19 protein-coding genes are annotated in these 22,309 nt (G+C 68.4%); 2 read left to right on the top strand and 17 right to left on the bottom strand.

What is annotated here, in order from left to right; translation table 11 throughout:
- Positions 1–3: 3 nt before the first annotated feature.
- The 5 genes from phoU to QLQ83_RS02250 all read right to left on the bottom strand — a co-directional run bounded on the left by phoU (position 4) and on the right by QLQ83_RS02250 (position 5,413).
- Positions 4–732 carry a phosphate signaling complex protein PhoU gene (gene phoU, locus QLQ83_RS02270; protein WP_133637172.1) on the bottom strand — a complete coding sequence of 243 codons (729 nt, stop codon included), beginning with the start codon at positions 730–732 and terminating at the stop codon, positions 4–6.
- Positions 733–756: 24 nt separating this feature from the next.
- Positions 757–1,575, bottom strand: a complete 819-nt coding sequence (pstB, locus tag QLQ83_RS02265) for a phosphate ABC transporter ATP-binding protein PstB (protein WP_282733950.1) — start codon at positions 1,573–1,575, stop codon at positions 757–759.
- Positions 1,576–1,607: 32 nt separating this feature from the next.
- The gene (gene pstA, locus QLQ83_RS02260; protein ID WP_282733949.1) at positions 1,608–3,155 is read right to left on the bottom strand and encodes a phosphate ABC transporter permease PstA; all 1,548 of its coding nucleotides are present in this window, start codon (positions 3,153–3,155) and stop codon (positions 1,608–1,610) included.
- The gene (locus QLQ83_RS02255) at positions 3,152–4,375 is read right to left on the bottom strand and encodes an ABC transporter permease subunit (protein WP_282733948.1); all 1,224 of its coding nucleotides are present in this window, start codon (positions 4,373–4,375) and stop codon (positions 3,152–3,154) included. Before QLQ83_RS02255 ends, pstA begins: the two co-directional genes overlap by 4 nt.
- A gap of 69 nt (positions 4,376–4,444) precedes the next feature.
- A complete protein-coding gene (locus QLQ83_RS02250) occupies positions 4,445–5,413 on the bottom strand; it encodes a phosphate ABC transporter substrate-binding protein (RefSeq protein WP_411971109.1) in 969 nt (322 codons plus the stop codon).
- Between the two features lie 139 nt (positions 5,414–5,552).
- Here QLQ83_RS02250 and QLQ83_RS02245 point away from each other — a divergent pair, with 139 nt between their 5' ends.
- A complete protein-coding gene (locus QLQ83_RS02245; RefSeq protein WP_282733947.1) occupies positions 5,553–5,960 on the top strand; it encodes an acyl-CoA thioesterase in 408 nt (135 codons plus the stop codon).
- An 85-nt stretch (positions 5,961–6,045) separates the two neighbouring features.
- On the opposite strand, the gene QLQ83_RS02240 is transcribed toward QLQ83_RS02245, so the two are convergent.
- The 3 genes from QLQ83_RS02240 to hexR all read right to left on the bottom strand — a co-directional run bounded on the left by QLQ83_RS02240 (position 6,046) and on the right by hexR (position 10,559).
- Positions 6,046–7,134 (bottom strand): TRAP transporter substrate-binding protein, encoded by a 1,089-nt coding sequence (locus QLQ83_RS02240; protein ID WP_282733946.1) that lies wholly within the window; start codon positions 7,132–7,134, stop codon positions 6,046–6,048.
- 129 nt (positions 7,135–7,263) lie between these two features.
- Complete coding sequence (uvrD, locus tag QLQ83_RS02235; RefSeq protein WP_282733945.1) at positions 7,264–9,471, bottom strand: DNA helicase II; 2,208 nt, start codon at positions 9,469–9,471, stop codon at positions 7,264–7,266.
- A gap of 224 nt (positions 9,472–9,695) precedes the next feature.
- Positions 9,696–10,559 (bottom strand): transcriptional regulator HexR, encoded by an 864-nt coding sequence (gene hexR, locus QLQ83_RS02230; protein WP_133637165.1) that lies wholly within the window; start codon positions 10,557–10,559, stop codon positions 9,696–9,698.
- 248 nt (positions 10,560–10,807) lie between these two features.
- On the opposite strand from hexR, the gene QLQ83_RS02225 reads away from it, so the two are divergent.
- Positions 10,808–11,023, top strand: a complete 216-nt coding sequence (locus QLQ83_RS02225; protein ID WP_282733944.1) for a PA3496 family putative envelope integrity protein — start codon at positions 10,808–10,810, stop codon at positions 11,021–11,023.
- Positions 11,024–11,101: 78 nt separating this feature from the next.
- Here QLQ83_RS02225 and QLQ83_RS02220 read toward each other — a convergent pair whose 3' ends face one another.
- From QLQ83_RS02220 to atpD, 9 genes are all read right to left on the bottom strand, one after another.
- On the bottom strand, positions 11,102–12,442 hold the full coding sequence (locus tag QLQ83_RS02220; protein ID WP_282733943.1) for a sodium-dependent transporter: 1,341 nt from the start codon (positions 12,440–12,442) through the stop codon (positions 11,102–11,104).
- Positions 12,443–12,802: 360 nt separating this feature from the next.
- Positions 12,803–13,633, bottom strand: coding sequence for a DUF72 domain-containing protein (locus QLQ83_RS02215; RefSeq protein WP_282734013.1), 831 nt, complete (start codon positions 13,631–13,633; stop codon positions 12,803–12,805).
- Between the two features lie 41 nt (positions 13,634–13,674).
- Positions 13,675–15,510: a glutamine--fructose-6-phosphate transaminase (isomerizing) gene (gene glmS / locus QLQ83_RS02210; protein WP_282733942.1), complete on the bottom strand. Its 1,836-nt coding sequence runs from the start codon at positions 15,508–15,510 to the stop codon at positions 13,675–13,677.
- An 11-nt stretch (positions 15,511–15,521) separates the two neighbouring features.
- Complete coding sequence (gene glmU, locus QLQ83_RS02205; protein WP_282734012.1) at positions 15,522–16,889, bottom strand: bifunctional UDP-N-acetylglucosamine diphosphorylase/glucosamine-1-phosphate N-acetyltransferase GlmU; 1,368 nt, start codon at positions 16,887–16,889, stop codon at positions 15,522–15,524.
- Between the two features lie 33 nt (positions 16,890–16,922).
- Complete coding sequence (locus QLQ83_RS02200; RefSeq protein ID WP_282733941.1) at positions 16,923–18,032, bottom strand: FAD:protein FMN transferase; 1,110 nt, start codon at positions 18,030–18,032, stop codon at positions 16,923–16,925.
- Positions 18,029–18,838: an undecaprenyl-diphosphate phosphatase gene (locus QLQ83_RS02195; protein ID WP_282733940.1), complete on the bottom strand. Its 810-nt coding sequence runs from the start codon at positions 18,836–18,838 to the stop codon at positions 18,029–18,031. Before QLQ83_RS02195 ends, QLQ83_RS02200 begins: the two co-directional genes overlap by 4 nt.
- Positions 18,839–18,925: 87 nt before the next feature.
- A complete protein-coding gene (gene mgtE / locus QLQ83_RS02190) occupies positions 18,926–20,302 on the bottom strand; it encodes a magnesium transporter (RefSeq protein WP_282733939.1) in 1,377 nt (458 codons plus the stop codon).
- A 123-nt stretch (positions 20,303–20,425) separates the two neighbouring features.
- Positions 20,426–20,854, bottom strand: coding sequence for a F0F1 ATP synthase subunit epsilon (locus QLQ83_RS02185; RefSeq protein ID WP_089712490.1), 429 nt, complete (start codon positions 20,852–20,854; stop codon positions 20,426–20,428).
- A 25-nt stretch (positions 20,855–20,879) separates the two neighbouring features.
- Positions 20,880–22,256 carry a F0F1 ATP synthase subunit beta gene (gene atpD, locus QLQ83_RS02180; RefSeq protein WP_282733938.1) on the bottom strand — a complete coding sequence of 459 codons (1,377 nt, stop codon included), beginning with the start codon at positions 22,254–22,256 and terminating at the stop codon, positions 20,880–20,882.
- Positions 22,257–22,309: the final 53 nt, after the last annotated feature.

Below are 22,309 nucleotides of genomic sequence, written 5' to 3'. Positions count from 1 at the left end.
CGGTCAACCCTTGCCCTCGAGCATATCCTTGTCGAGGTCCTCGGGGTCGGTGTGGCGGATATCGAGCCCCTTGACCAGGTAGACCACGTACTCGGCCAGGTTGTTGGCGTGGTCTCCGATGCGCTCGAGGGCCCGCAGGATCCACATCACGCTGAGGACCGACGAGATCGAGCGGGCATCCTCCATCATGAAGGTCATCAGCGAGCGCATGGCGCTGCGGTACTCGTTGTCCACCTCCTCGTCCTCGTGGACCAGCTTGAGCGCCAGCTCGGTGTCGAGGCGGGCGAAGGAGGTCAGGGCGTCGCGCACCATGCGCCGCACGTGCTCGCTGATCATGCGCACCTCGACGAAGCCACGGTTGCCGTTGTCGGCCTCGATCAGGTCGATGGCGTTGCGGGCGATCTTGCTCGCCTCGTCGCCGATGCGTTCCAGGTCGGACGCGGCGCGAATCACCGCCAGGACCAGGCGCAGGTCGGAGGCGGTGGGCTGGCGCCGCGCCAGCACCTGGGTGCACTCCTCGTCGATCTTGATCTGCATGTCGTTGACCGCGCGGTCGTTGGCGACCACGCGCTGGCCCAGTTCGGAGTCACTCTCGAGCAGGGCCGCCACGGCGTCCTGGACCTGCTTCTCGACCAGCCCCCCCATCGCCATCAGGTGGGTCTTGAGCTCCTCGAGCTCCTGGTTGAACTGCCGGGAGATATGCTGGCTGTGGATATCGCTGGTAATGTCCATGGGATCTCTCCTTGGGGCCGGCCGTCAGGCCATGCGCCCGGTGATGTAGTTCTCGGTACGCCGCAGGCGCGGGTGGGTGAACAGCGTGTCGGTGGGGCCATATTCCACCAGCGCGCCGTCCTGCAGGAAGGCGGTGTAGTCGGAGACCCGGGCCGCCTGCTGCATGTTGTGGGTGACCAGCACCAGGGTCAGGTGCGACTTCAGGTTGCCGATCAGCTCCTCGATCTTCAGCGTGGAGATGGGGTCGAGGGCCGAGGCGGGCTCGTCGAGCAGCAGCACCTCGGGGCCCACCGCCAGGGTGCGGGCGATCACCAGACGCTGCTGCTGGCCCCCGGAGAGCGACCAGGCCGAGGCACGCAGCCGATCCTTCACCTCGTCCCATAGTGCCGCCGAGCGCAGCGCCCATTCGATGATGTCGTCGCGCTTGCGCTTGCTCAGCCCCCCCTGCAGGCGCAGGCCGAAGGCCACGTTGTCGTGGATCGACATGGGGAAGGGGTTGGGCGCCTGGAACACCATCCCCACCCGACGACGCAGTTCGGCCACGTCCACCTCCGGCGCGTGGATGTCCTCGCCCTCGAGCTTCACCTCGCCCGTGCGTACCACCTCGTCATTGAGGTCGTGGAGGCGATTGAGCACCCGCAGCAGGGTCGACTTGCCACAGCCGGAGGGCCCGATGAAGGCCGTGACGCGGTGCCTGGGAATTCTCAGGGTGAGATCCCGCAGCGCCGGCGTGTCCCCGTAGGCGAGGCTCAGCCCCCGGATGGCCAGGCTGCTGGCCTCGGGGGAAAAGTCGATGACCGCCGCCGGGTCGGGCGACGGGCGCAGGTCCTGGACGAATGGCATCGAGGCTCCCGGTTGGCGTGGCGGTACTGGGCTCATCGACGGGTGAGCGCCCCGTGACGCGTACTGAGATGATGACGCAGAAATATTGCAGTCAGGTTAAGCACCAGGATCACCAGCACCAGCAGCAGGGCAGTGGCATAGACCAGCGGCATCGCCGCCTGGACATCGCCGCCGTGGAAGGCCGCATCGAAGATATGGTAGCCGAGGTGCATGAACTTCCTGTCAAGATGCAGGAAGGGGAAGTCGCCGTCCACCGGCACCTGGGGCGCCAGCTTGGCCACGCCCACCAGCATCAGCGGCGCTACCTCCCCGGCGGCGCGGGCCACGGCCAGGATCACCCCGGTGAGCATGGCCGGCGTGGCCATGGGCAGCACCACCCGGGAGAGCATCTCCAGTCGGGTGGCCCCCAGGGCCAGGGCGCCCTCGCGCTGCTGGTCAGGGATCCGCGCCAGCCCCTCCTCGGTGGCCACGATCACCACCGGCAGGGTCAACAGGGCCAGGGTCAGGGAGGCCCACAGCAGCCCGCCGGTGCCGAAGGTCGGCGAGGGCAGGGCCGCGTCGAAGAACCACTCGTCCAGGGTGCCGCCGATGCCGTAGACGAACACGCCCAGACCGAAGACCCCGTAGACGATGGACGGCACCCCGGCGAGGTTGCGCACGGCGATCCGCACCAGCCGCGTCAGCCGCCCCTGGTGGGCCACCTCGTTGAGGTAGATGGCCGCCAGGACCCCGAAGGGCGTCACCAGAATCGACATCAGCATCACCATCAGCACGGTGCCGAAGATCGCCGGCCAGACGCCGCCGGCGGTATTGGCCGCCCGCGGGCCCTCCGAGAGGAAGCGCCAGACGCCCTCCCCCCAGGCGACCAGCTTGTCGAACGGCGACATGGCGTTGGGACGCCGCACCCGCAGTACCTGCTCCAGCGGCACCGCCAGCCGCCCGCCGTCGGCGGTCGCGAGGGTCAGCCGGCCGCCTTCCATGGCCGCCTGCAGCGCGCGCAGCCGGGCATTGGCGGTAGCCAGCTCGCGGTCCACGTCACCCCCCTCCTCGAGGGCCCGGACCCGCGGCAGGATGACCTCGTCGCGCAGGGCGTCGCGGGCCTGGCGCAGCGATGTCAGCTCGGCCAGCCGCGCCTCGAGGGCCGGCCAGGCGCCCTCGCCCTCGACCCGTTCTCCCGTCTCGCTCTCCAGCGCCGTGAGCCGGCCGATCGCTTCCCCCCAGCGGCGGCGCTCCAGCACCACCAGGTCGGGCGGATGGCTGACCTCGGCGATGGCCGACACCGCCACCCACTCCCAGCGGGTGCCGTAAAGGTCCCGGTTGCCGGTCCGATAGAGCCGTTCGCGCCCCGTTCCCTCGGGCAGCGGGACCTCGCGGACCCGTTCGCCGGCGAGCTGTCGGCCGTCCTCGAGCACCACCAGGGCGACGGGAGCGGGCCAGAAGTGTTCGAGGCCGCGAACCGCCAGCAGCGAAAGCAGCGCCAGCAGCGCCAGCAGCGAGAGCGCCACGCTGCCCGCCGCCAGCCAGGCGCCGGGGCCCTCACCGCGGGGCAGACGCGCCCGTGAACCGGACACCGGCCTCATGCCCCGCCCCCCAGGCGCCGGTAGCGCCGGCGCAGGCGGGTCCGCACCAGCTCGGCCAGGGTATTGACCAGGAAGGTGAAGACGAACAGCAGCAGCGCCGCCAGCAGCAGCAGTCGATAGTGCAGGCCCCCTGGGCCAGCCTCGGGCAGTTCGATGGCGATGGTGGCCGCCAGGGAGCGCAGGCCGTCCAGGGGGTTCCAGGTCATCAGGGCCGCATTGCCGCTGGCCATCAGCACGATCATGGTCTCGCCCACGGCCCGCCCGGCGCCGATCATCACCGCCGAGAAGATCCCGGGGGACGCCGCCGGCAGCACCACCCGCCACAGGGTCTGCCAGCGGGTCGCCCCCAGTGCCTGGGCGCCCTCCGCGAGGCTTCGCGGCACCCCCGAGAGGGCGTCCTCGGCCAGCGCATAGACGCTGGGCATCACCGCAAAGCCCATGGCCATGCCGACGATGATGGCGTTCCGCACGGCGACGTCGAGCCCCAGGCGCACCTCCAGCCAGTGGCGCAGGTCACCGCCAAACGCCCAGGCCTCGAGCCAGGGCGAGAGCGCGTGGGCGGCAGACAGCAGCAGCAGCAGCCAGGGCACCAGCCACAGGCCCGCCCAGCCCAGCGGCATCGCCTGCTGCAGACGCGGGGGCAGGCGCGACCAGAGGCCGCCCGCGAGCAGCAGCCCGGGCACCAGCAGCACCAGCATGGCCAGGACGTCCGCCAGGTGGCGTTCCACCCAGGGGGCGAGCACCAGGCCGGCGACGAAGCCGATCACCACCCCGGGCAATGCCTCCATCAGCTCCAGCGTTGGCTTCAGGCGGCTGCGCAGGCGCGGCGACATGAACAGGGCCGAGTGGGCGGCCGCGCCCAGGGCCAGGGGCACGGCGATCAACAGGGCCCAGGCCGCCGCCTCCAGGGTGCCCCAGGCCAGGGGCACCAGGCTGACCCGGGCCGCCTCGTCCGTCCCCAGGGTGGTGGTGGGATCCCAGCGATAGCGGGCCGGGTCAGCCGAGCCCTCCATGGGCAGCCAGAGGGCCTGCTGGCTGACCGCCTGCGTCGTGCCGGTGGGCCAGAACAGCGGCACCACCTCGACCGCCAGGAAGACGCCGATGGCCAGCAGCGCGGCGATTACGCCGATGCCACCCGCGGTGACCAGCACGGTGGCCAGGCGATCGCGCCCCTGACGCAGGCGGCGTCGAACGGAAGTCGGGGAGGAGGAGTCGGGCATGACCGGGCCTGCGCGAAACGGGGGGCTAGCGGAATCGTACGACAGTGTGATGACAGGGAGATGACAGCATCAGCGGCCCGCCTCGTCCAGCACCAGCCCCTGTCGCTGGCGCTGGCGCTGCCGCCTCGCCTCGGGTAGGGCCACGAAACCCAGCTCCTCGACGATCGACTGCCCGGCCGGTGACAGCACTAGGTCGAGGAAGGCCCGCTCGGCGGCCGGCAGGGACTCGCCGGGAGGGTGGTTGAGATAGAGGTAGAGGTCGCGGGACAGCGCATAGTCGCCGCGCCGCACCGCCTCGGGGTCGGGGAAGTGGCGCACCCCCTCGGCTTCGCGGCGCGCCAGGGCCTTCACGCCCGGCGTGAGGTGGTTGAGCCCGGCATAGCCGATGGCCCGCGGGTCTTCGGCCACCGCCGCCACTACCGCGGCGGATCCCGGGTGCTCGTTGACCTCGGGACGGAAATGACCGTCACACAGCGCGATCCGCCGGAACAGTCCCTGGGTGCCGGACGCCGCATTGCGACCATGCAGGCGGATGCGTCCCTCCGGCCTGTCGAGCCCCAGCTGTCGCCAGCGTAGGACTCCCTCGCTTGCCCCACAGCGCCGTGAGTCGGAAAAGATGGCATCCAGCTCGCGATGCCCCAGGCTCTCGAGGGGGTTATGCCGATGGACCACGACCACCAGGGCGTCCCGGGCGACCGCCAGTTGCCGAGGCGGATAGCCGTGGCGCTCGATGAAGGCCCGGCGCTCGGCCTCGTTCATGGGACGGGACATCGGCCCCAGCCGGGTGGTACCGGCGACCAGGGCCGGCGGCGCGCTGGCCGACCCGCTGGCCTGCAGCTGCAGGCGGATGCCGGGATGCTGCCGGGTCAGCGCCTCGCCCCAGCGCAGCATCAGCCCCGCCATGGTATCGGAGCCCACCGCTCCCAGGGTCCCGGCGATCTCCTCTGCCTGGGCCTGGGCCTGGGCCTGGGCCTGGGGCGCACCGAGCATGACCAGCAGCAGCGAGGAGGCGAAACAATGACGCAGGATGGCAGACATCTCAGCTTCCTCGATGAAGGGATGAACCGGGCCGGAAATGGGACATCCTGTCGCAATGGTGGTGAACCGATGGCCTCGCCGTATACCATGGCGAGCTGATGAACGTCCCACAACAACAACCCGAGTCGCTCAGCCTTCCATGACAGATATCGACGATATTCCCGCCCCCCAGGGTCGACTGACCCTCAAGCTGCTGGCCAGTCGCCAGGATACCAACCTGCACGGCGACATTCCCGGCGGCTGGCTGATCGCCCGGATGGACCAGGCCGCCGAGGTGGCCGCCGGCCGCGAGGCCCGGGGCCGCACCGCCACGGTGGCCATCGAGGCCATGGACTTCCTCTGCCCGGTGCGGGTGGGCTCGATGGTCAACATCTTCACCCGGGTCAGCGAGATCGGCCACAGCTCGATCAAGATCGACGTGGAAGTGTGGATCCGTGCCCCCCATGAACGCGACCCCGACGAGCTGCACAAGGTCACCGAGGCCCGCTTCGTGATGGTCGCCCTGGACGACAACGGGCGGATCCGGGCCGCCCGCCAGGGCGACTGATGCCGCATCCAGCGACATCGCGCCCCAGAAGCGACGATGGGCGCCGCAGGGCGCCCATGGCAGAATGGCGAGTGACCGCCAGGCCTCAGACGCCGACCTTCTCCCGCGTCTTCAGGTAGGCGAATTCGCCCACGTCGGTGAAGCGCCGTACCTTCTGCTGGAAGGCGGTGTAGGAGTCATAGACCTTCCGCGACTCCTCGTCGGCTTCCACCTGCTTCTCGAGCACCTCCTGGGAGGAGGCGTAGAGCGCTTCCAGTACCTCATCCGGGAAGGTGCGCAGCTCCACCCCGTGTTCGCTGACCAGGGTATCGAGCGCCTCGGCATTGCGCACCGCGAACTCGCTGATCATCGCCAGGTTGGAGGCCATGGCCGCCTCGCTGACCACCGCCTTGAGGTCGTCGGGCAGGGCGTTCCAGGCCTCCAGGTTGACCGTGCCCTCGAGAATGGCGCTGGGCTCGTTCCAGGCCGAGGTGTAGTAGTACTTGGCCACCTGGTGCAGGCCGAAGGCCAGGTCGTTGTAGGGGCCGACCCAGTCGGCGGCATCCAGCACGCCGGTTTGCAGAGAGGTGAAGATCTCGGACCCCGGGGTGTTCACGGTGGTCACGCCGATGCCGTTCATGGCCTCGCCAGCCAGCCCCGGCAGGCGCAGCTTGAGGCCCTGCATGTCCTCCAGCGAGTTGATCTCCTTCTTGAACCAGCCGGCCATCTGGGTGCCGGTATTGCCCACCGGGAAGGGCTTGAGGTTGTGCTTGGCGTACACCTCGTCCCAGAGTTCAAGGCCACCGCCATGGTAGAGCCAGGCGTTGGTCTCGGTGGTGTTCATGCCGAAGGGCACGGCGGTGAAGAACTGGGAGGCCAGGGTCTTGCCGCGCCAGTAGTAAGAGGCGGAGTGGCCCATCTGGGCGGTGCCCTCGCCTACCGCGTCGAACACCTCCATGGCGGGCACGAGCTCCCCCGCGCCGTGCACGCGAACCTTCATGCGCCCACCGGAGAGGCGCTCGATGCGCGCGGCGAAATCGTTGGCCCCCGTGCCCAGGGCCGGGAAGTTCTTGGGCCAGGAGGTCACCATATCCCAGGTGATGGTCTCCTGGGCGCTTGCCGTGGAGAGGAAGGGGACGGCGGCGCCGGCGGCGGCACCGGCGCCCAGGGTCTTGAGAAACTTGCGACGTTGCATGCGAGCGTGACTCCAGGATGATTGTTATTCCCGCAATGCCTGCGGGCTCTAGATGTGTCCACTCGAGAGTATGCGTCAAGGCCGAATTGCCCGGCAAGTACCCGCACCTGACGTCAACGTCAACGAAAATCAGAGGGGCGTCAACTTGGCAAACCCCAGCACCAGCCACTTGTCGCCCTCGCCCTCGAAGCTGACCTGGACCCGGGCCCGCTCGCCCTCCCCCTCGGCGTTGAGGATCACCCCCTCGCCGAACACCGGATGGGTGACCCGCTGGCCCAGCGAGAGCGACGGCAGCTCAGCGCCCCCGTCGACCGAGGTCTGCCGCGAGAGTCCCACGGCCGGGCGACCGGCGGTCACGGGCCGGGAGATCTGGCCGCGCAGTCGCACCTCCTCGAGGTACTCCGCGGGCAGCTCGCGCAGGAAGCGCGAGGCGCGCTGGAAGGTCTCCTTGCCGTGCAGGCGGCGCAGCTCGGCATGGGTCAGGTAGAGCTTGCGCATGGCACGGGTCAGGCCCACGTAGCAGAGCCGCCGTTCCTCCTCCAGGCGGCCCGGCTCCTCCATGGACATCTTGTGCGGAAACAGGCCCTCCTCGACCCCGGCGATGAAGACTACCGGAAATTCCAGGCCCTTGGCCGAGTGCAGGGTCATCAGCTGCACGCAGTCCTCGAACTCGTCGGCCTCGTGGTCGCCGGCGTTCAGCGCGGCCTCGGAGAGGAAGGCTTCCAGGGCCACCGCCCCCTCGCCGGCCTCGGGGGGGTCGAAGGTCTCGCCCTGGGTGAAGGCCTTGGCGGCGGTGACCAGTTCCTCGAGGTTCTCGACCCGGGCCTGCCCCTTCTCGCCCTTCTCGCTGCGATGGTGCTCGATCAGGCCGGTACGCTCGATCACGTGGTCGATGATCTCGTGGAGCGCCAGGCCGGCGGTATCGTTGTCCAGGCGCTCGATCAGCTCGGCGAAGGCCCGCACCGCCGTGGCGGCCCGACCCTTGAGTGAGGCATCCAGCAGGGCGTCGTGCAGCGCCTGCCACAGCGAGACTTCGGTCTGGCGGGCACGGCTGCGCAGCACCTCCACGGTGCGGGTGCCGATGCCCCGGGCCGGGACGTTGATCACCCGCTCCAGGGAGGCATCGTCATCGCGGTTGAGGAGCAGCCGCAGGTAGGCCAGGGCATTCTTGATCTCCAGGCGCTCGTAGAAGCGTTGGCCGCCGTAGATCCGGTAGGGAACGCCCTGGCGGATCAGGGTCTCCTCCAGCACCCGGGACTGGGCGTTGGAGCGATAGAGGATGGCGATCTCGCGCCGATTGATGCCCTCCTCGACCTTCTCGCGGATGGTGTCGACGATGAAGCGCGCCTCGTCCAGATCGTTGAACCCCGAATAGACGGAGATCGGCTCGCCCTTGGCGCCCTCGGTCCACAGCTCCTTGCCCATGCGCTCGCTGTTGTGGCGGATCAGGGCATTGGCGGCATCGAGGATGGCGCTGGTGGAGCGGTAGTTCTGCTCCAGTCGCACGGTGCTGGTCGCCGGGAACTCCCGCTCGAAGCGCCGGAGGTTCTCGATGCGCGCCCCGCGCCAGCCATAGATCGACTGGTCGTCGTCGCCCACCACGGTCATCGGGGTCTTCATGCCGGTGAGCAGCTTGAGCCAGGCGTACTGCAGGGTATTGGTGTCCTGGAACTCGTCGACCAGCACATGGCCGAAGCGTGCCTGGTAGTGGGCCAGCAGCGCCGGGTTGTCCCGCAGCAGCTCGAGGCTTCGAAGCAAGAGCTCGCCGAAGTCCACCAGGCCACCACGCTCGCAGGTCAGTTGATAGCGCTCGTAGAGCTCGACCATCTGGGCCAGGTAGGCATCACCATGGGCATCGACCTGGTGGGGGCGAAGTCCCTCCTCCTTGCAGCCGGAGATGAACGACTGCACCTGGCGCGGCGGGAAGCGCTCATCGTCGATGCGATGGTCCTTGAGCAGCCGCTTGACCAGCCGCAGCTGGTCATCGCTGTCGATGATCTGGAAGTGCTGGGGCAGCCGGGCATCCTGCCAGTGGGTCCGCAGCAGGCGGTGGGCGATGGAGTGGAAGGTGCCCACCCAGACATTGCGCAATGAGATGCCCAGCAGCGCCTCCAGGCGGGTGCGCATCTCGCGGGCCGCCTTGTTGGTGAAGGTCACGGCGAGCACTGCGTAGGGCGACAGCCCCTCGGCCTGCATCAGCCAGGCGATGCGATGCACCAGCACCCGGGTCTTGCCGGACCCGGCCCCGGCCAGCACCAGCATGTTGCCCTGGGGCGCACTGACGGCCTCACGCTGGGCCGGGTTCATGTGGTCGAGAATCGCCGTGACGTCGTCCATGGGGAAGGCATCGCTGCTCGGAAAATGGGCCGACAGCTTAGCATAGGGGCAAGGGGCAAGGGGCAAGGGGCAAGGGGCAAGGGGCAAGGGGCAAGGGGCAAGGGGCAAGGGGCAAGGGGCAAGGGGCAAGGGGCAAGGAAGTGTGTGCCCCTCGCGGCAGCCCACAAGGTGGCTTCCTTACAGCTTGGCGGCTTGCTCCTTGAAGCTCGGCGCTTGCCGAAGGCCTAGGGCTTTCCCTCCTGCTCCGGGAAGCGCAGCGGGTTGAGGCTCTTCTTCACTTCGCGGAGCTGCTCGGCGAGTTTCGGGCCACGGGTCTTGGCCACGCCCACCGCCAGCACGTCGATGAGCACCAGGTGGGCGATGCGCGAGCTCATCGGGGTATAGATCTCGGTGTCCTCGTGGACATCGATGTAGAGCGGCAGGGTGACCTCCTCGGCCAGTGGCGAGCCGCTGGGGCAGAGGCCTATCACCGTGGCGCCGGCCTCGCGGGCCAGGCGCACGCTGGCCACCAGCGCCCGGGTACGGCCGGTCTGGGAGATCGCCACCACCACGTCACCCTCCTTCAGGGTCACCGCCGACATGTTCTGCATGTGCGGGTCGGCGTAGGCCGCGGTGGAGATCTGCAGGCGGAAGAACTTGTGCTGGGCATCGAAGGCCACGGCGCCGGAGGCACCGAAGCCGTAGAACTCCACCCGGTTGGCCATGGCCAGGGCATTGATGGCCTGGCTCAGGGCCTCGTTGTCGAGTCGGTCGCGCACCGAGAGCAGCGTCCCTACGGTGGAGTCGAAGATGCTCTGGGAGAATTCCGCCACCGAGTCGCTGTCGTTCATCGAGAACTGGGCGAACTGGCTGCCTGAGGCCAGCATCTGCGCCAGCTGGAGCTTGAAGTCCTGGAAGCCGTTGCATCCCAGGGCGCGACAGAAGCGCACCACGGTAGGCTCGCTGACCTTGGCCTCGGTGGCCAGGTCGACGATGCGCATGTGGATCACTTCCTCGGGCTGGCGCAGCACGAAGCGCGCGACCTTCTGCTCGGAGCGGCGGAAGTGCTCCATGCGACGTCTCATCTCATCGAACAGGGCGCGGCTCACGCGGGACTCCTTGCGGGCTGGCCGCCCCGCGACAAGGGCGAGGCGGCGGAAACATTGGCGTGTTCAGGCTTACAGTATGCCCCAAGCCGACGGCCGATGCGCACTTGGGCGCCAGCGCGGGCCAAAATGCCATGGCATTCGGCGAGCGTTGGTACAGCGTTGTGCGCTCGCAGCATGCGCCGTCATCATTCTGTCAAGTGGGGTATAGTAAGAAATGCAGTGTCGCGAATCTTTCAGGAGAGTCGATCATGCGCAATGTCGAACGGTTATCCTCCCTCAAGAGTGAGCTTCTCGACATCTTCATGAGCATGGAAGTCGTCGAACACGAACAGCGTTCACGCACCGCCGCCCAGCGCAACCTGCGCGCCCGGCGCGGCATCGAACTGCACAACGAATTCAAGCGCCTGACCCGGGACATCGCCCCGCTCCCCGACGAGGAGCTGGCGGAAGACGAGATGCACTGACGCCGCATCACGCAACGAGCCCCGCCGAAGCGGGGCTCGTTGAGGGGACGTCGCGCCGGTCCCTCCGGCGCTCCCGGCTCAGAGGCTCGAGACGAAGACCAGGATCACGCCGACCGGTGCCACGAAGCGGGACACCAGATGCCACAGCGTCGCCTGCCCGCCGGAGAGGTTCAGCTCGGCCGCCACGCTGTCGCGGTCCAGCCGCCAGGCCACGAACAGGATGGCCCCCAGGCCGGTCAGCGGCAGCAGGAACTTGCTGGTGAAGGTATCCAGCAGGTCGAAGACGTTCAGGCCCAGGATCAGGAAGTCGTCCCAGACGTTGAACGACATCAGCGCCGCGATGCCCAGCGCCCAGACCGCCACGCCGCCGACCAGGGTGGCCGACACGCGGGAGAGCGGGGTGCGCTCCTCCATCAGCTCCACCACCGGCTCCAGCAGCGAGATCGCCGAGGTCAGTGCGGCGAAGGTCAGCAGCAGGAAGAACATCAGGCCGAGGATCATGCCACCGGTCATGTTGCCGAAGGCCAGCGGCAGGGTGACGAAGATCAGGCCGGGCCCCTCGCCCGGGCTCAGACCGTTGGCGAAGACGATGGGGAAGATGGCCAGGCCCGCCAGCAGGGCGATGGCGGTATCCAGGATGATCACCGTCCGGGCCGTGCCGATCAGGTTGACGTCCTCGCCCAGGTAGGAGCCATAGGCCATCATGATGCCCATGCCCAGCGACAGGGTGAAGAAGGCCTGGCCCATGGCCGCCAGCACCACCTCGCCAGTGACCGCCCCCCAGTCGGGGCTAAACATGAAGGCCAGCGCCTCGCCGAAATGACCGGTGGTCATGCCGTAGCCCACCAGCACCAGCATCAGCACCACCAGTGCCGGCATCAGGGTGCGCACGGCGCCCTCCAGGCCCTTGGTGACGCCTCGCGCCACGATCCAGACCACCAGCGCCATGAAGGCGGTATGCCACAGGGTCAGGGCCAGCGGGTTGCCCAGCAAACCGGTGAAGATCGCGCTGACGCCATCGGCATCCTGGCCGGTAAAGGCGCCGGTCACCGACCCTAGGGTATAGGAGAGCGACCAGCCACCGATCACGCTGTAGAAGGAGAGGATCAGGAAGGCGGCCAGCACCCCGCTGGCCCCGACCAGCGCCCAGGCAGGCAGTCGGCCATTCTTGCGGGCCAGGTCGACCATGGAGTTGATCGGGTTTTCCTGGCCACGGCGGCCGATCAGCCATTCCGCCACCAGGATCGGCAGCCCCACCAGGGCCACACAGGCCAGGTAGATGAGCACGAAGGCTGCGCCCCCGCTGTCACCCACCATGTAGGAAAAGCGCCAGATATTGCCCAGCCCCACCGCCGAACCGGTGGCAGCCAGAATGAAGGCCATCTTCGATGACCACTGTGCGTGGGAGAGTTTCGACATGTTTCACCCTGAGTGTACGTGTCGCCAACGGCCGGTCGGGCGCGATGACGGCTTGTGCTTGTCATTGCCACGTCCAGGGCGCCATGGTTCACACGACGCCGTCCAGAGCATGACAGGATCCAGGCAGGATCGCTGCCGTGTCGCGTCTCGCGCGTCCCGGGCCGGTGCGGCAGGGAACGGGAGATGCCCGGGTGCCCGATACTCGCAAGATCCACGCGGGTTATGCGCAGGATCCAGTCAATATCCATGGGTATTGGCACACCGGCCCATAAAACTATCCGATCAAACGCTCGATGGCCAGTCACGGCGGCAAGATTATTGCCTCCCCCTTTGGGCGTAGAGCGAGAGCCCGAAGTGCGACTAGAAGAGCGTCGTCTGGCGCTCGCCGGCGAAGGCCTCGAGGGGAGGTAGCGAACAGCGTTCACAAAGCCGGGAATGCAGGCGGCGCGCCAGTTCCGGCGCCCCGTGGTTGTCCGGGGTGTGCACCATCAGGTAAGGGGTTTTCCCCTGATTTATCCACAGGATGAGACGTTCGATCCAGGGCGTGAAACAGCGCTCGTTGAGGTCGCTGTCCAGGTGGCCGATGAAGCGCACCAGCGGGCAGTCTCCCGTGGAAAGCACGTGTAATGGGACTCTCGGCTTCTCGGCCTGGGCGTGCTGGAGTCCCGGATGCGCGCCGGGGGCAGTGGCGAAGAGCGGGCGCACGTCGAGCATCACGCGGTTCGCGCCGTAAGTTATCAACATTCCGTTGAGGGCCTTCTCGGCCCTCCCCTTGTGGAAAAATTCCCTGTGGCGCACTTCCACCGCACAGGGAATCCCTGCCGGCCAGCGTGCCAGCAGATGTTCCAGCCGGGGCAGCTCGTCGGGACCGAAGTCCCGGGGCAACTGGACCATCATCGGGCCGAGCCGGTCATGCAGCGGAGAGAGCGCCTCGAGGAAGGCATCGAGGTCGGCCTCGATGCCGGCGAGACGCCGCTCGTGGGTCAGGCTCGCCGGCAGCTTGAAGCAGAAGCGAAAGCCCGGTGGCGCCTGGCGGGCCCAGGTCGCCACCGTCGCCTCCCGCGGTGCGCCGCTGTAGAAGGTGGTGTTGCCCTCCACGGTGGCGAACACCCGCGCGTAGTCGGCGAGCCAGCCCTCGCTGCCGCCATGGGGCGGATAGAGCCCGCCGCGCCAGTCGGGATTGGCCCACATGGGCAGGCCCAGGTTCAGGCGCGGCAGGGCATCCAGCGGGCTCACTCCACGGTGACGGACTTGGCCAGGTTGCGCGGCTGGTCCACGTCGGTACCCTTGAGCACCGCCACGTGGTAGCTGAGCAGCTGCAGCGGCAGCGTATAGAGGATCGGCGCCAGCGCCTCGTGCACATGGGGCAGGCGCAGCACGTGCACGTGCTCCTCCTCGTTCAGCCCCACCTGCTCATCAGCGAAGACGAAGAGCTCGCCGCCGCGGGCGCGCACCTCCTGGAGGTTGGACTTGAGCTTGTCGAGGAGCTCGTCGTTGGGCGCCACGGAAACGACCGGCATCTCGCTGTCGACCAGCGCCAGCGGACCGTGCTTGAGCTCGCCCGCCGGGTAGGCCTCGGCGTGGATATAGGAGATCTCCTTGAGCTTGAGCGCACCCTCCAGGGCGATGGGAAAGTGGGCGCCGCGGCCCAGGAAGAGGGCGTGGTGCTTCTCGGCGAAGGCCATGGAGAGCCGCTCGATGGCCGGGTCCAGCTCCAGTACCCGTGCCACCAGGCCGGGCAGTTCACGCAGCCCCTGGACCAGGCTTGCCTGCTCGGCCTCGGCCAGGCCTCGTACCCGGCCCAGCGCCAGGGTCAGCAGCATCAGGGCGGTAAGCTGGGTGGTGAAGGCCTTGGTGGAGGCCACGCCGATCTCGGGCCCGGCCTGGGTCATCAGGGTCAGGTCCGACTCGCGCACCAGCGAGCTGCCCGGCACGTTGCAGATCGCCAGGCTGGCGAGATAGCCGCGCTCCCGCGCGAAGCGCAGTGCCGCCAGGGTATCGGCGGTCTCGCCGGACTGCGAGAGCGTCACGAAGAGAGTCCCCTCGGGCACCACCACCTGGCGATAGCGATACTCCGAGGCGACCTCCACCTGCACCGGCACCCCGGCATAGCGCTCGAGCCAGTAGCGGGCCACCATGCCGGCATGGTAGCTGGTGCCGCAGGCGACGATATGGATCTGTCTGACCTGCCGGAAGAGGGCCTCGGCCTCGGGGCCGAAGCTCTCCACCAGCACCGAGCGCTCGCCCAGGCGCCCCTCCAGGGCGGCCGCGATCACCATCGGCTGCTCGTGGATCTCCTTGAGCATGAAGTGGCGATAGTCGCCCTTGCTGGCCGCCCCGTCGCCATGCTCGAAGGTCTGCACCTCGCGCTCGACCGGCATGCCCCGGGCATCGAACACCTCGATGCGCCCGCCGGCGGCGAGGCGCACCGCATCGCCCTCCTGGAGGTAGATGAAGCGGTCGGTGACCTGCAGCAGGGCCAGGGGGTCGGAGGCCAGGAAGGCCTCGCCGATGCCCACCCCCACCACCAGCGGGCTGCCCTTGCGGGCGCCGATGACGACATCGGGTTCCTCGGCATGGATCACCCCCAGTGCATAGGCACCGTCCAGCCGGGCCAGTACCCGCCGCACGGCGGTAAGCAGGTCACCGGCCTCGCGGCTCTCCCGCTCCAGCAGGTGGGCGATCACCTCGGTGTCGGTCTCGGAGGTGAAGGCATAGCCCTCGGCCTCGAGCTCACGGCGCAGGGCCTCGTGGTTCTCGATGATGCCGTTGTGCACCACCGCCAGGCGCTCGCCGGACTGGTGCGGATGGGCATTCACCTCGCTGGGGCGGCCATGGGTCGCCCAGCGCGTATGGGCGATCCCGCTGTGCCCCGGCAGCGGCTCGGCGACCAGGCGCTCCTCCAGGGCCGCCACCTTGCCCAGGGCGCGCCGCCGCTGCAGGCGCCCCTCCGGGTCGAGCACCGCCATCCCGGCGGAGTCATAGCCGCGGTATTCCAGGCGCTTGAGCCCCTCCAGCAGGATCCCCTGAACGTTGCGTTCGGCAACCGCACCGACGATTCCACACATATGACCTCTCCTCAGGGTTCCTGGCGCTTGGCGGGACGCGGCCAGTCGGCCTTGCTGACCTGGCGGCCCCGGGAGACGGCCAGGGCGTTGTCGGCGACATCCTTGCTGATGGTCGACCCGGCCCCCACGGTGGCGCCCTTGCCGACACTGACCGGCGCCACCAGCGCCGTGTTAGAGCCGATGAAGGCCTCGTCACCGATCTCGGTGAGGTGCTTGTTGACGCCATCGTAGTTGCAGGTGATGGTCCCGGCGCCGATGTTGACGTCGTGCCCGAGCCGGGCGTCGCCCACATAGCTGAGGTGGTTGATCTTGCTGCCCTCGCCCACCTCGACGTTCTTGGTCTCGACGAAGTTGCCGACCCGGGCCCCCACCGCCAGCCGCGAGCCGGGGCGCAGCCGGGCGAAGGGGCCGATGCGATTGCGGCCGGCCACCACCGCCCCGTCGAGGACGCTGTGGGATTCGATCACGCTCTCGGCGCCGACATGGCTGTCGCGGATCACGCAGTGGGGCCCGATGTGCACCCCCTCGCCCAGTTCCACCTCGCCCTCGAAGACGCAGCCCACGTCGATCTCCACGTCATGGCCGCAGGTCAGGCGGCCGCGCACATCGAGGCGCGACGGGTCGGCGAGGGCCACTCCCTGCTCCATCAGTCGCTCGGCGATGTCGTGCTGGTGGGCGCGCTCCAGACGGGCCATCTGGGCGCGATTGTTGACGCCCTCGACCTCCAGCGGTCGCGCCGGCTGGGCGGTGGCGATGCTCACTCCCTCGGCGGCGGCCATGGCGATGATGTCGGTCAGGTAGTACTCGCCCTGGGCGTTGTCGGCGGAGAGGCGCGGCAGCCAGCGCCGCAGCTGGGCGGCGGTCATGGCCATGATGCCGGTATTGCACTCGCGAACGGCCCGCTCGGTCTCGGAGGCATCCTTGTGCTCGACGATGGCCACCACCTCACCGGCGGCGTTGCGCAGGATGCGTCCGTAGCCCGCGGGGTCCTCCAGGGTCACGGTGAGCAGGCCCAGGTGTCGCTCATCGACGTGGGCCAGCAGCTCGACCAGGGTCTCGCGGCGGATCAGCGGCACGTCGCCGTAGAGCACCAGCACCCGGCCCTCGCCGAGCGCCTCCAGGGTCTGGGCCACCGCATGGCCGGTGCCCTTCTGCTCAGCCTGCAGGGCGTAGTGCACCCGGCAGTCGGCCAGCGCCTCGCGGACCTGCTCGGCCCCGTGCCCGACCACCACATGGGTACGCTCGGCCTCGAGCCCCCGGGCGGTGTCGATCACGTGACGCACCATCGGCTTGCCGGCCAGGCGGTGGAGCACCTTGGGCCGGGTCGAGCGCATGCGGGTTCCCTGCCCCGCTGCCAGTATCACCACGTCGAGCGTCATCATGACTCCTTGTCCTGGTTCATCTCATCCCGTCTATTCTAGGGGGCGTCCCGCCTCCGCCGCCATGCCGGATGCCGGTCCATCGACCACGGTCGCGCCGAGTTCATCGACGGCCTCGCGGCCGAAGTGATCCAAAAAGGCCGGGCTGGCGAGGCTCGCCCAGCCCTCGCCCTGGCGCACCAGCATCAGCACCGCGAGTTCCCGCTCCCGGGCCAGCGCCATGCCCGCTTCCTCGCCAAGCACCAGCAGGGCGGTGGCCCAGGCGTCGGCCCAGGCATCGGAGGGGTGGACGACGGTCACCGAGGCCAGGCGATGGTCGATGGGGCGCCCGGTGCGCGGGTCCAGGGTGTGGGAATAGCGCTGGCCGTCGTGCTCGAAGTAGTTGCGATAGTCGCCCGAGGTGGCCACCGCGATGTCCTCCAGGGGCAGCACATGCTGGGCCTCCTGGGGGCCATCCCGGGGGATCTCGATGCCGATGCGCCAGGGCGCGGACTCGGTGTCGCGATGGCCGGCCACCTTGACCTCGCCGCCCAGGTTGACCAGGTAGTGGTCGAGCTCCTGCCGGGTCAGGTAAGCCGCCACCCGGTCGGTGGCATGCCCCTTGGCCACGCCGGAGAGGTCGACGAAGACATCGCGCAGGCGCCTGGCCTGGAACGCCTGATCGTCGACCTCCAGGCTGTCGGGGCCGATCTCGGCCAGTCGTGCGGCCAGGGTGGCCTCACTCGGCACTTCCCGGGGACGCGCCTCGGGGCCAAAGCTCCACAGGTTGACCAGCCCGCCGATGGTCATGTCGAAGGCCCCGTCGCTGGCCTCGGCCACCGACTGGCCGATGGCCAGCACCTCGACCAGCTCGTCGGAGAGCGGCTGCCACTCGCCCAGCGGGGCCTCATTGAAGGCCATGAGCTCGGAATCCTCGCGCCAGGTGGACATGGCCGCATCCACCGCCTCGAGTTCGGTGAGGATCCCCTCTTCGAGCTCGTCGGCCTCCCGGCGCGTCAGGGAATCAGCGATGGTCACCTGGTAGAAGGTGCCGAAGGTCTCTCCCTCGAGGGTCACCGGGGAGTCCAGCGGGCGGTCGCGTTCGGAACAGCCCGCCAGCGGAATGATCAACAGGAGCAGCCACAGGGGACGCCACACGCTCATGACGGGGAACCTCCGAATAGCCAGATCAGGGCAACACCCAGCACCAGGCGGTAGACCACGAAGGGCTGCATGCCGATGCGCTTGATGAAGACCAGGAAGAAATGAATGCAGAGATAGGCACTGAGGCCCGAGAGCAGCGCTCCCATGATCAGGGCGCCCCAGTCCACCGGCCCGGCGGAGCCGGCGAGCCCGACGATCTCCAGGCCGCCGGCCAGCACGATCACCGGGATCGACAGCAGGAAGGAGAAGCGCGCCGCACCCTCCCGGTTCAGGCCCAGCAGCAGCCCAGCGGTCATGGTGATGCCGGAACGAGAGGTGCCGGGAATCAGCGCCAGGGCCTGGGCCAGCCCGATCCAGAGGGCATCCTGCCAGCTCAGCTGGTACTCGTTGCGTGTTCCGCGACGGCGCCAGTCGGCGTAGGCGAGCAGCAGGCCGAAACCGATCAGGCCGCCGGCGATGACCAGCGGCGAGCGCATGATTCCCTCGATGGCGTCCTGGAAGGCCAGTCCCGCGAGCCCCACAGGGATGGTGGCGAGGATCACCCACCAGGCCAGTCGCGCGTCCTCGTCACAGCCCTTTCCCGCCACGCTGCGACACCAGCTGACGGTCATGCCGACCAGCTCATTGCGGAAGTAGAGTACCACCGCACTCAGGCTGCCGATGTGCAGGGCGACGTCGAAGACCAGGCCCTGGTCGTACCAGTCGGTGAAGACCGGCACCAGGATCAGGTGGGCAGAGCTGGAGATCGGCAGGAACTCGGTCAATCCCTGAACGATCGAGAGGACAACGATCTGTAGCCAGTCCATGTAACGGTCCGTGTGGGTGGAAGGCGCCGGCACCTCGGCGGAAACAGAGGATACACATCCGCGGCCCGGCTGTCCGCCGTCAGGGGGTCACAGCCCCGAGAGCATGACGGTGGCGAAGCCGAAGTAGATCACCACCCCCGAGGCATCGATCACGGTGGTCACCAGCGGCGCCGAGGCGGTGGCCGGGTCCCAGCCCAGGCGGTCGAGCACGAAGGGCAGGCACATGCCCAGCAGGCTGCCGAACAGCACGATGCAGATCATGCTCACCGCCACCACCATCGCCACCGCCTCGCCACCGCGGATCACCCCGATGGGGGCCACGGCCAGCGCCATGGTCAGCCCCAGGGAGCCCGCCACCAGCAGCTCGCGTCCCAGCAGCTTGCCCCAGTCTTTGACGCCCACGTCGCCGGTGGCCATGCCGCGCACCATCAGGGTGGCGGCCTGGGCGCCGGCGTTGCCACCGCTGCCGATCAGTAGCGGCAGGAAGAAGACCAGTGCCACCTGGGCGGCGATGGTCTCCTCGAAATAGGCGATGCCGGCCCCGGAGAAGAGGTTGCCGAACACCAGCAGTACCAGCCAGGTGACCCGCTTGCGGTAGAGGCTCCACAGCGGCACCCGGCTGACCCCGTCCTCCAGCGCGCCGATGGACATCCCCTTGTGGATATCCTCGGTGGCCTCGGACTCGACCACGTCCATGGCGTCGTCATGGGTGACGATGCCCACCAGGCGCCGCTCGGCGTCGACCACCGGCAGGGCCAGCAGGTCGTAGCGGGCGACGGTCCGCGCCACCTCCTCCTGGGCCTCGTCCACGCCGGCGCTGATCACGTCCTTGATCATTAGGTCGTCGATCAGGGCCCCGGGGCGCGCCACCATCAGCTGGCGCAGTGACAGGGTGCCGGCCAGGCGCCCCTCGGGGTCGACGATATAGAGCTGGTAGACCGTCTCGGCATCCGGGGCCGTCTGTCGCACCCGCATCAGCGCACGGGAGACGGTCATCCCGGTCGGGATGGCCACGTAGTCCGCGGTCATGATCGCGCCGGCGGTGCCCTCCTCGTAGCTCGCCAGCCGCTTGAGCTCCTCCCGCTCGCGGTGGGCCATGCGCCGCAGCAGTGCCTCGCGACGATCCTCGTCCAGCACCTTGAACAGGTCGGTACGCTCGTCGGATCCCATCTCCTCGAGCAACAGCAGCAGCGCCTTGTCCTCCATCGCCTCGGCGACGGCCAGCTGCTCCTCGCCGGGCAGGTAACCCAGCACATTGGCGCGACGCTCGAGGGGCAGGCCGTCGAGCAGGGACAGGGCCACCGGCAGGCCCTCCTCGTCCTCGCCCAGGGCGTCCTCGACGATCTCGCCGATGTCCGCCGAACGCAGCTCACGTAGCAGCACGCCGAGCCGCTCGGCGTCCTCTTCCTCCAGGGCGGCCAGCAGCGCCGCACGATGCGGTTTGAGGGTGTCATCGAGGGACATGGCTATCCTCCTGTGCGCGCCGTGTCGTCAGCCGGAAGCGGGGCAGGGTCGGGCGCCGGCCAGAGACGACAACGCCCCCCGGACGCTGGGTTCGGGGGGCGCGGTCGACGGCACGAGGCGGGATCAGCCCTTGCCGGCCTTCTTGCGCAGTTGCTGGATCGTGCGCAGCTGGGCCACGGCCTCGGCCAGCTCGGCCGATGCCCGGGTGTAGTCCAGCTCGGCGGATTTGTCGTTCAGGTTCTTCAGCGCATGCTGGCGTGCCTCTTCGGCCGCCGCCTCATCGAGGTCATGGGCGCGGGTGGCCGCGTCGGCCAGGATGGTCACCACGTCCGGCTGGACTTCCAGGAAGCCTCCCGAGACGTAGTAGTTCTCCTCCTGGCCGCCATCATGAAGCACGCGCACCGGACCCGGCTTGAGCTCGGTCAGCAGCGGAGCGTGGCCGGGGAGGATCCCCAGCTCGCCCATGCGCCCGGTGGCGATGATGCGCTCGATCTGGCCGGAGAAGATCCCTTCTTCGGCGCTGACGATCTCGCACTTGAAGCTTTTCGTCATGACGACGTCTCCCAGGTAGACGGGATTACTTCATCTGGTTGGCTTTCTCGACGGCCTCGTCGATGGTGCCGACCATGTAGAAGGCCTGCTCCGGCAGCTCGTCGTACTCGCCGTCGAGGATGCCCTGGAAGCCGCGGATGGTGTCCTTCAGGGACACGTACTTGCCGGGCGAGCCGGTGAACACCTCGGCCACGAAGAACGGCTGCGACAGGAAGCGCTGGATCTTGCGCGCCCGGTACACGGCCAGCTTGTCCTCGTCGGACAGCTCGTCCATGCCCAGGATCGCGATGATGTCCTTGAGCTCCTTGTAGCGCTGCAGCACGTTCTGCACGCCGCGGGCGGTGTTGTAGTGCTCCTCGCCGACGACCAGCGGGTCGAGCTGACGCGAGGTGGAGTCCAGCGGATCGATCGCCGGATAGATCCCCAGCTCGGCGATCGAGCGCGCCAGCACCACGGTGGCATCCAGGTGCGAGAAGGTAGTCGCCGGCGAAGGGTCGGTCAGGTCGTCCGCGGGCACGTAGACGGCCTGCACGGAGGTGATCGAGCCGGTCTTGGTGGAGGTGATGCGCTCCTGGAGCACACCCATCTCCTCGGCCAGGGTCGGCTGGTAGCCCACCGCGGAGGGCATCCGGCCCAGCAGGGCGGAGACCTCGGTACCGGCCAGGGTATAGCGGTAGATGTTGTCGACGAACAGCAGCACGTCGCGGCCTTCATCGCGGAACTTCTCGGCGATGGTCAGGCCGGTCAGGGCCACACGCAGGCGGTTGCCGGGCGGCTCGTTCATCTGGCCGTAGACCAGCGACACCTTGTCGATGACGTTGGACTCGGTCATCTCGTGGTAGAAGTCGTTACCCTCACGGGTACGCTCGCCGACACCCGCGAAGACCGAGTAGCCGCTGTGCTCGGTGGCGATGTTGCGGATCAGCTCCATCATGTTGACGGTCTTGCCCACGCCGGCGCCGCCGAACAGGCCGACCTTGCCACCCTTGGCGAACGGGCAGACCAGGTCGATGACCTTGATGCCGGTCTCGAGCAGCTCGTTGGAGGCCGCCTGGTCGGCATAGCCCGGTGCCTTGCGGTGGATCGGCATGCGCTCCTGCTCGCCGATCTCGCCCGCCTCGTCGATGGGCTCGCCGAGCACGTTCATGATGCGGCCCAGCGTCTCCTTGCCCACCGGCACGGAGATGGCTGCACCGGTGTTGGTGACGTCCATGCCGCGCTTGAGCCCCTCGGTGGAGCCCATGGCGATGGTGCGCACCACGCCGTCGCCCAGCTGCTGCTGGGTCTCCAGAATGGTCTCGACATCCGAGACCTTCAGCGCGTCGTAGACCTTGGGCACATCGTCCCGCGGAAACTCTACGTCAATCACCGCGCCGATGATTTGTACGATACGTCCGCTCATCTTGGTTCCTCTCAAATACCTGAAAATGAAACCTGCATGCCGGGAGGGCCATG

Origin of the sequence: Halomonas rhizosphaerae (assembly GCF_030010555.1) — a bacterium.
GTDB classification, from domain to species: Bacteria; Pseudomonadota; Gammaproteobacteria; order Pseudomonadales; family Halomonadaceae; genus Halomonas; species Halomonas rhizosphaerae.
The sequence above is the reverse complement of the archived record's forward strand: the minus strand, read 5'-3'. Positions and strand labels throughout refer to the sequence as shown.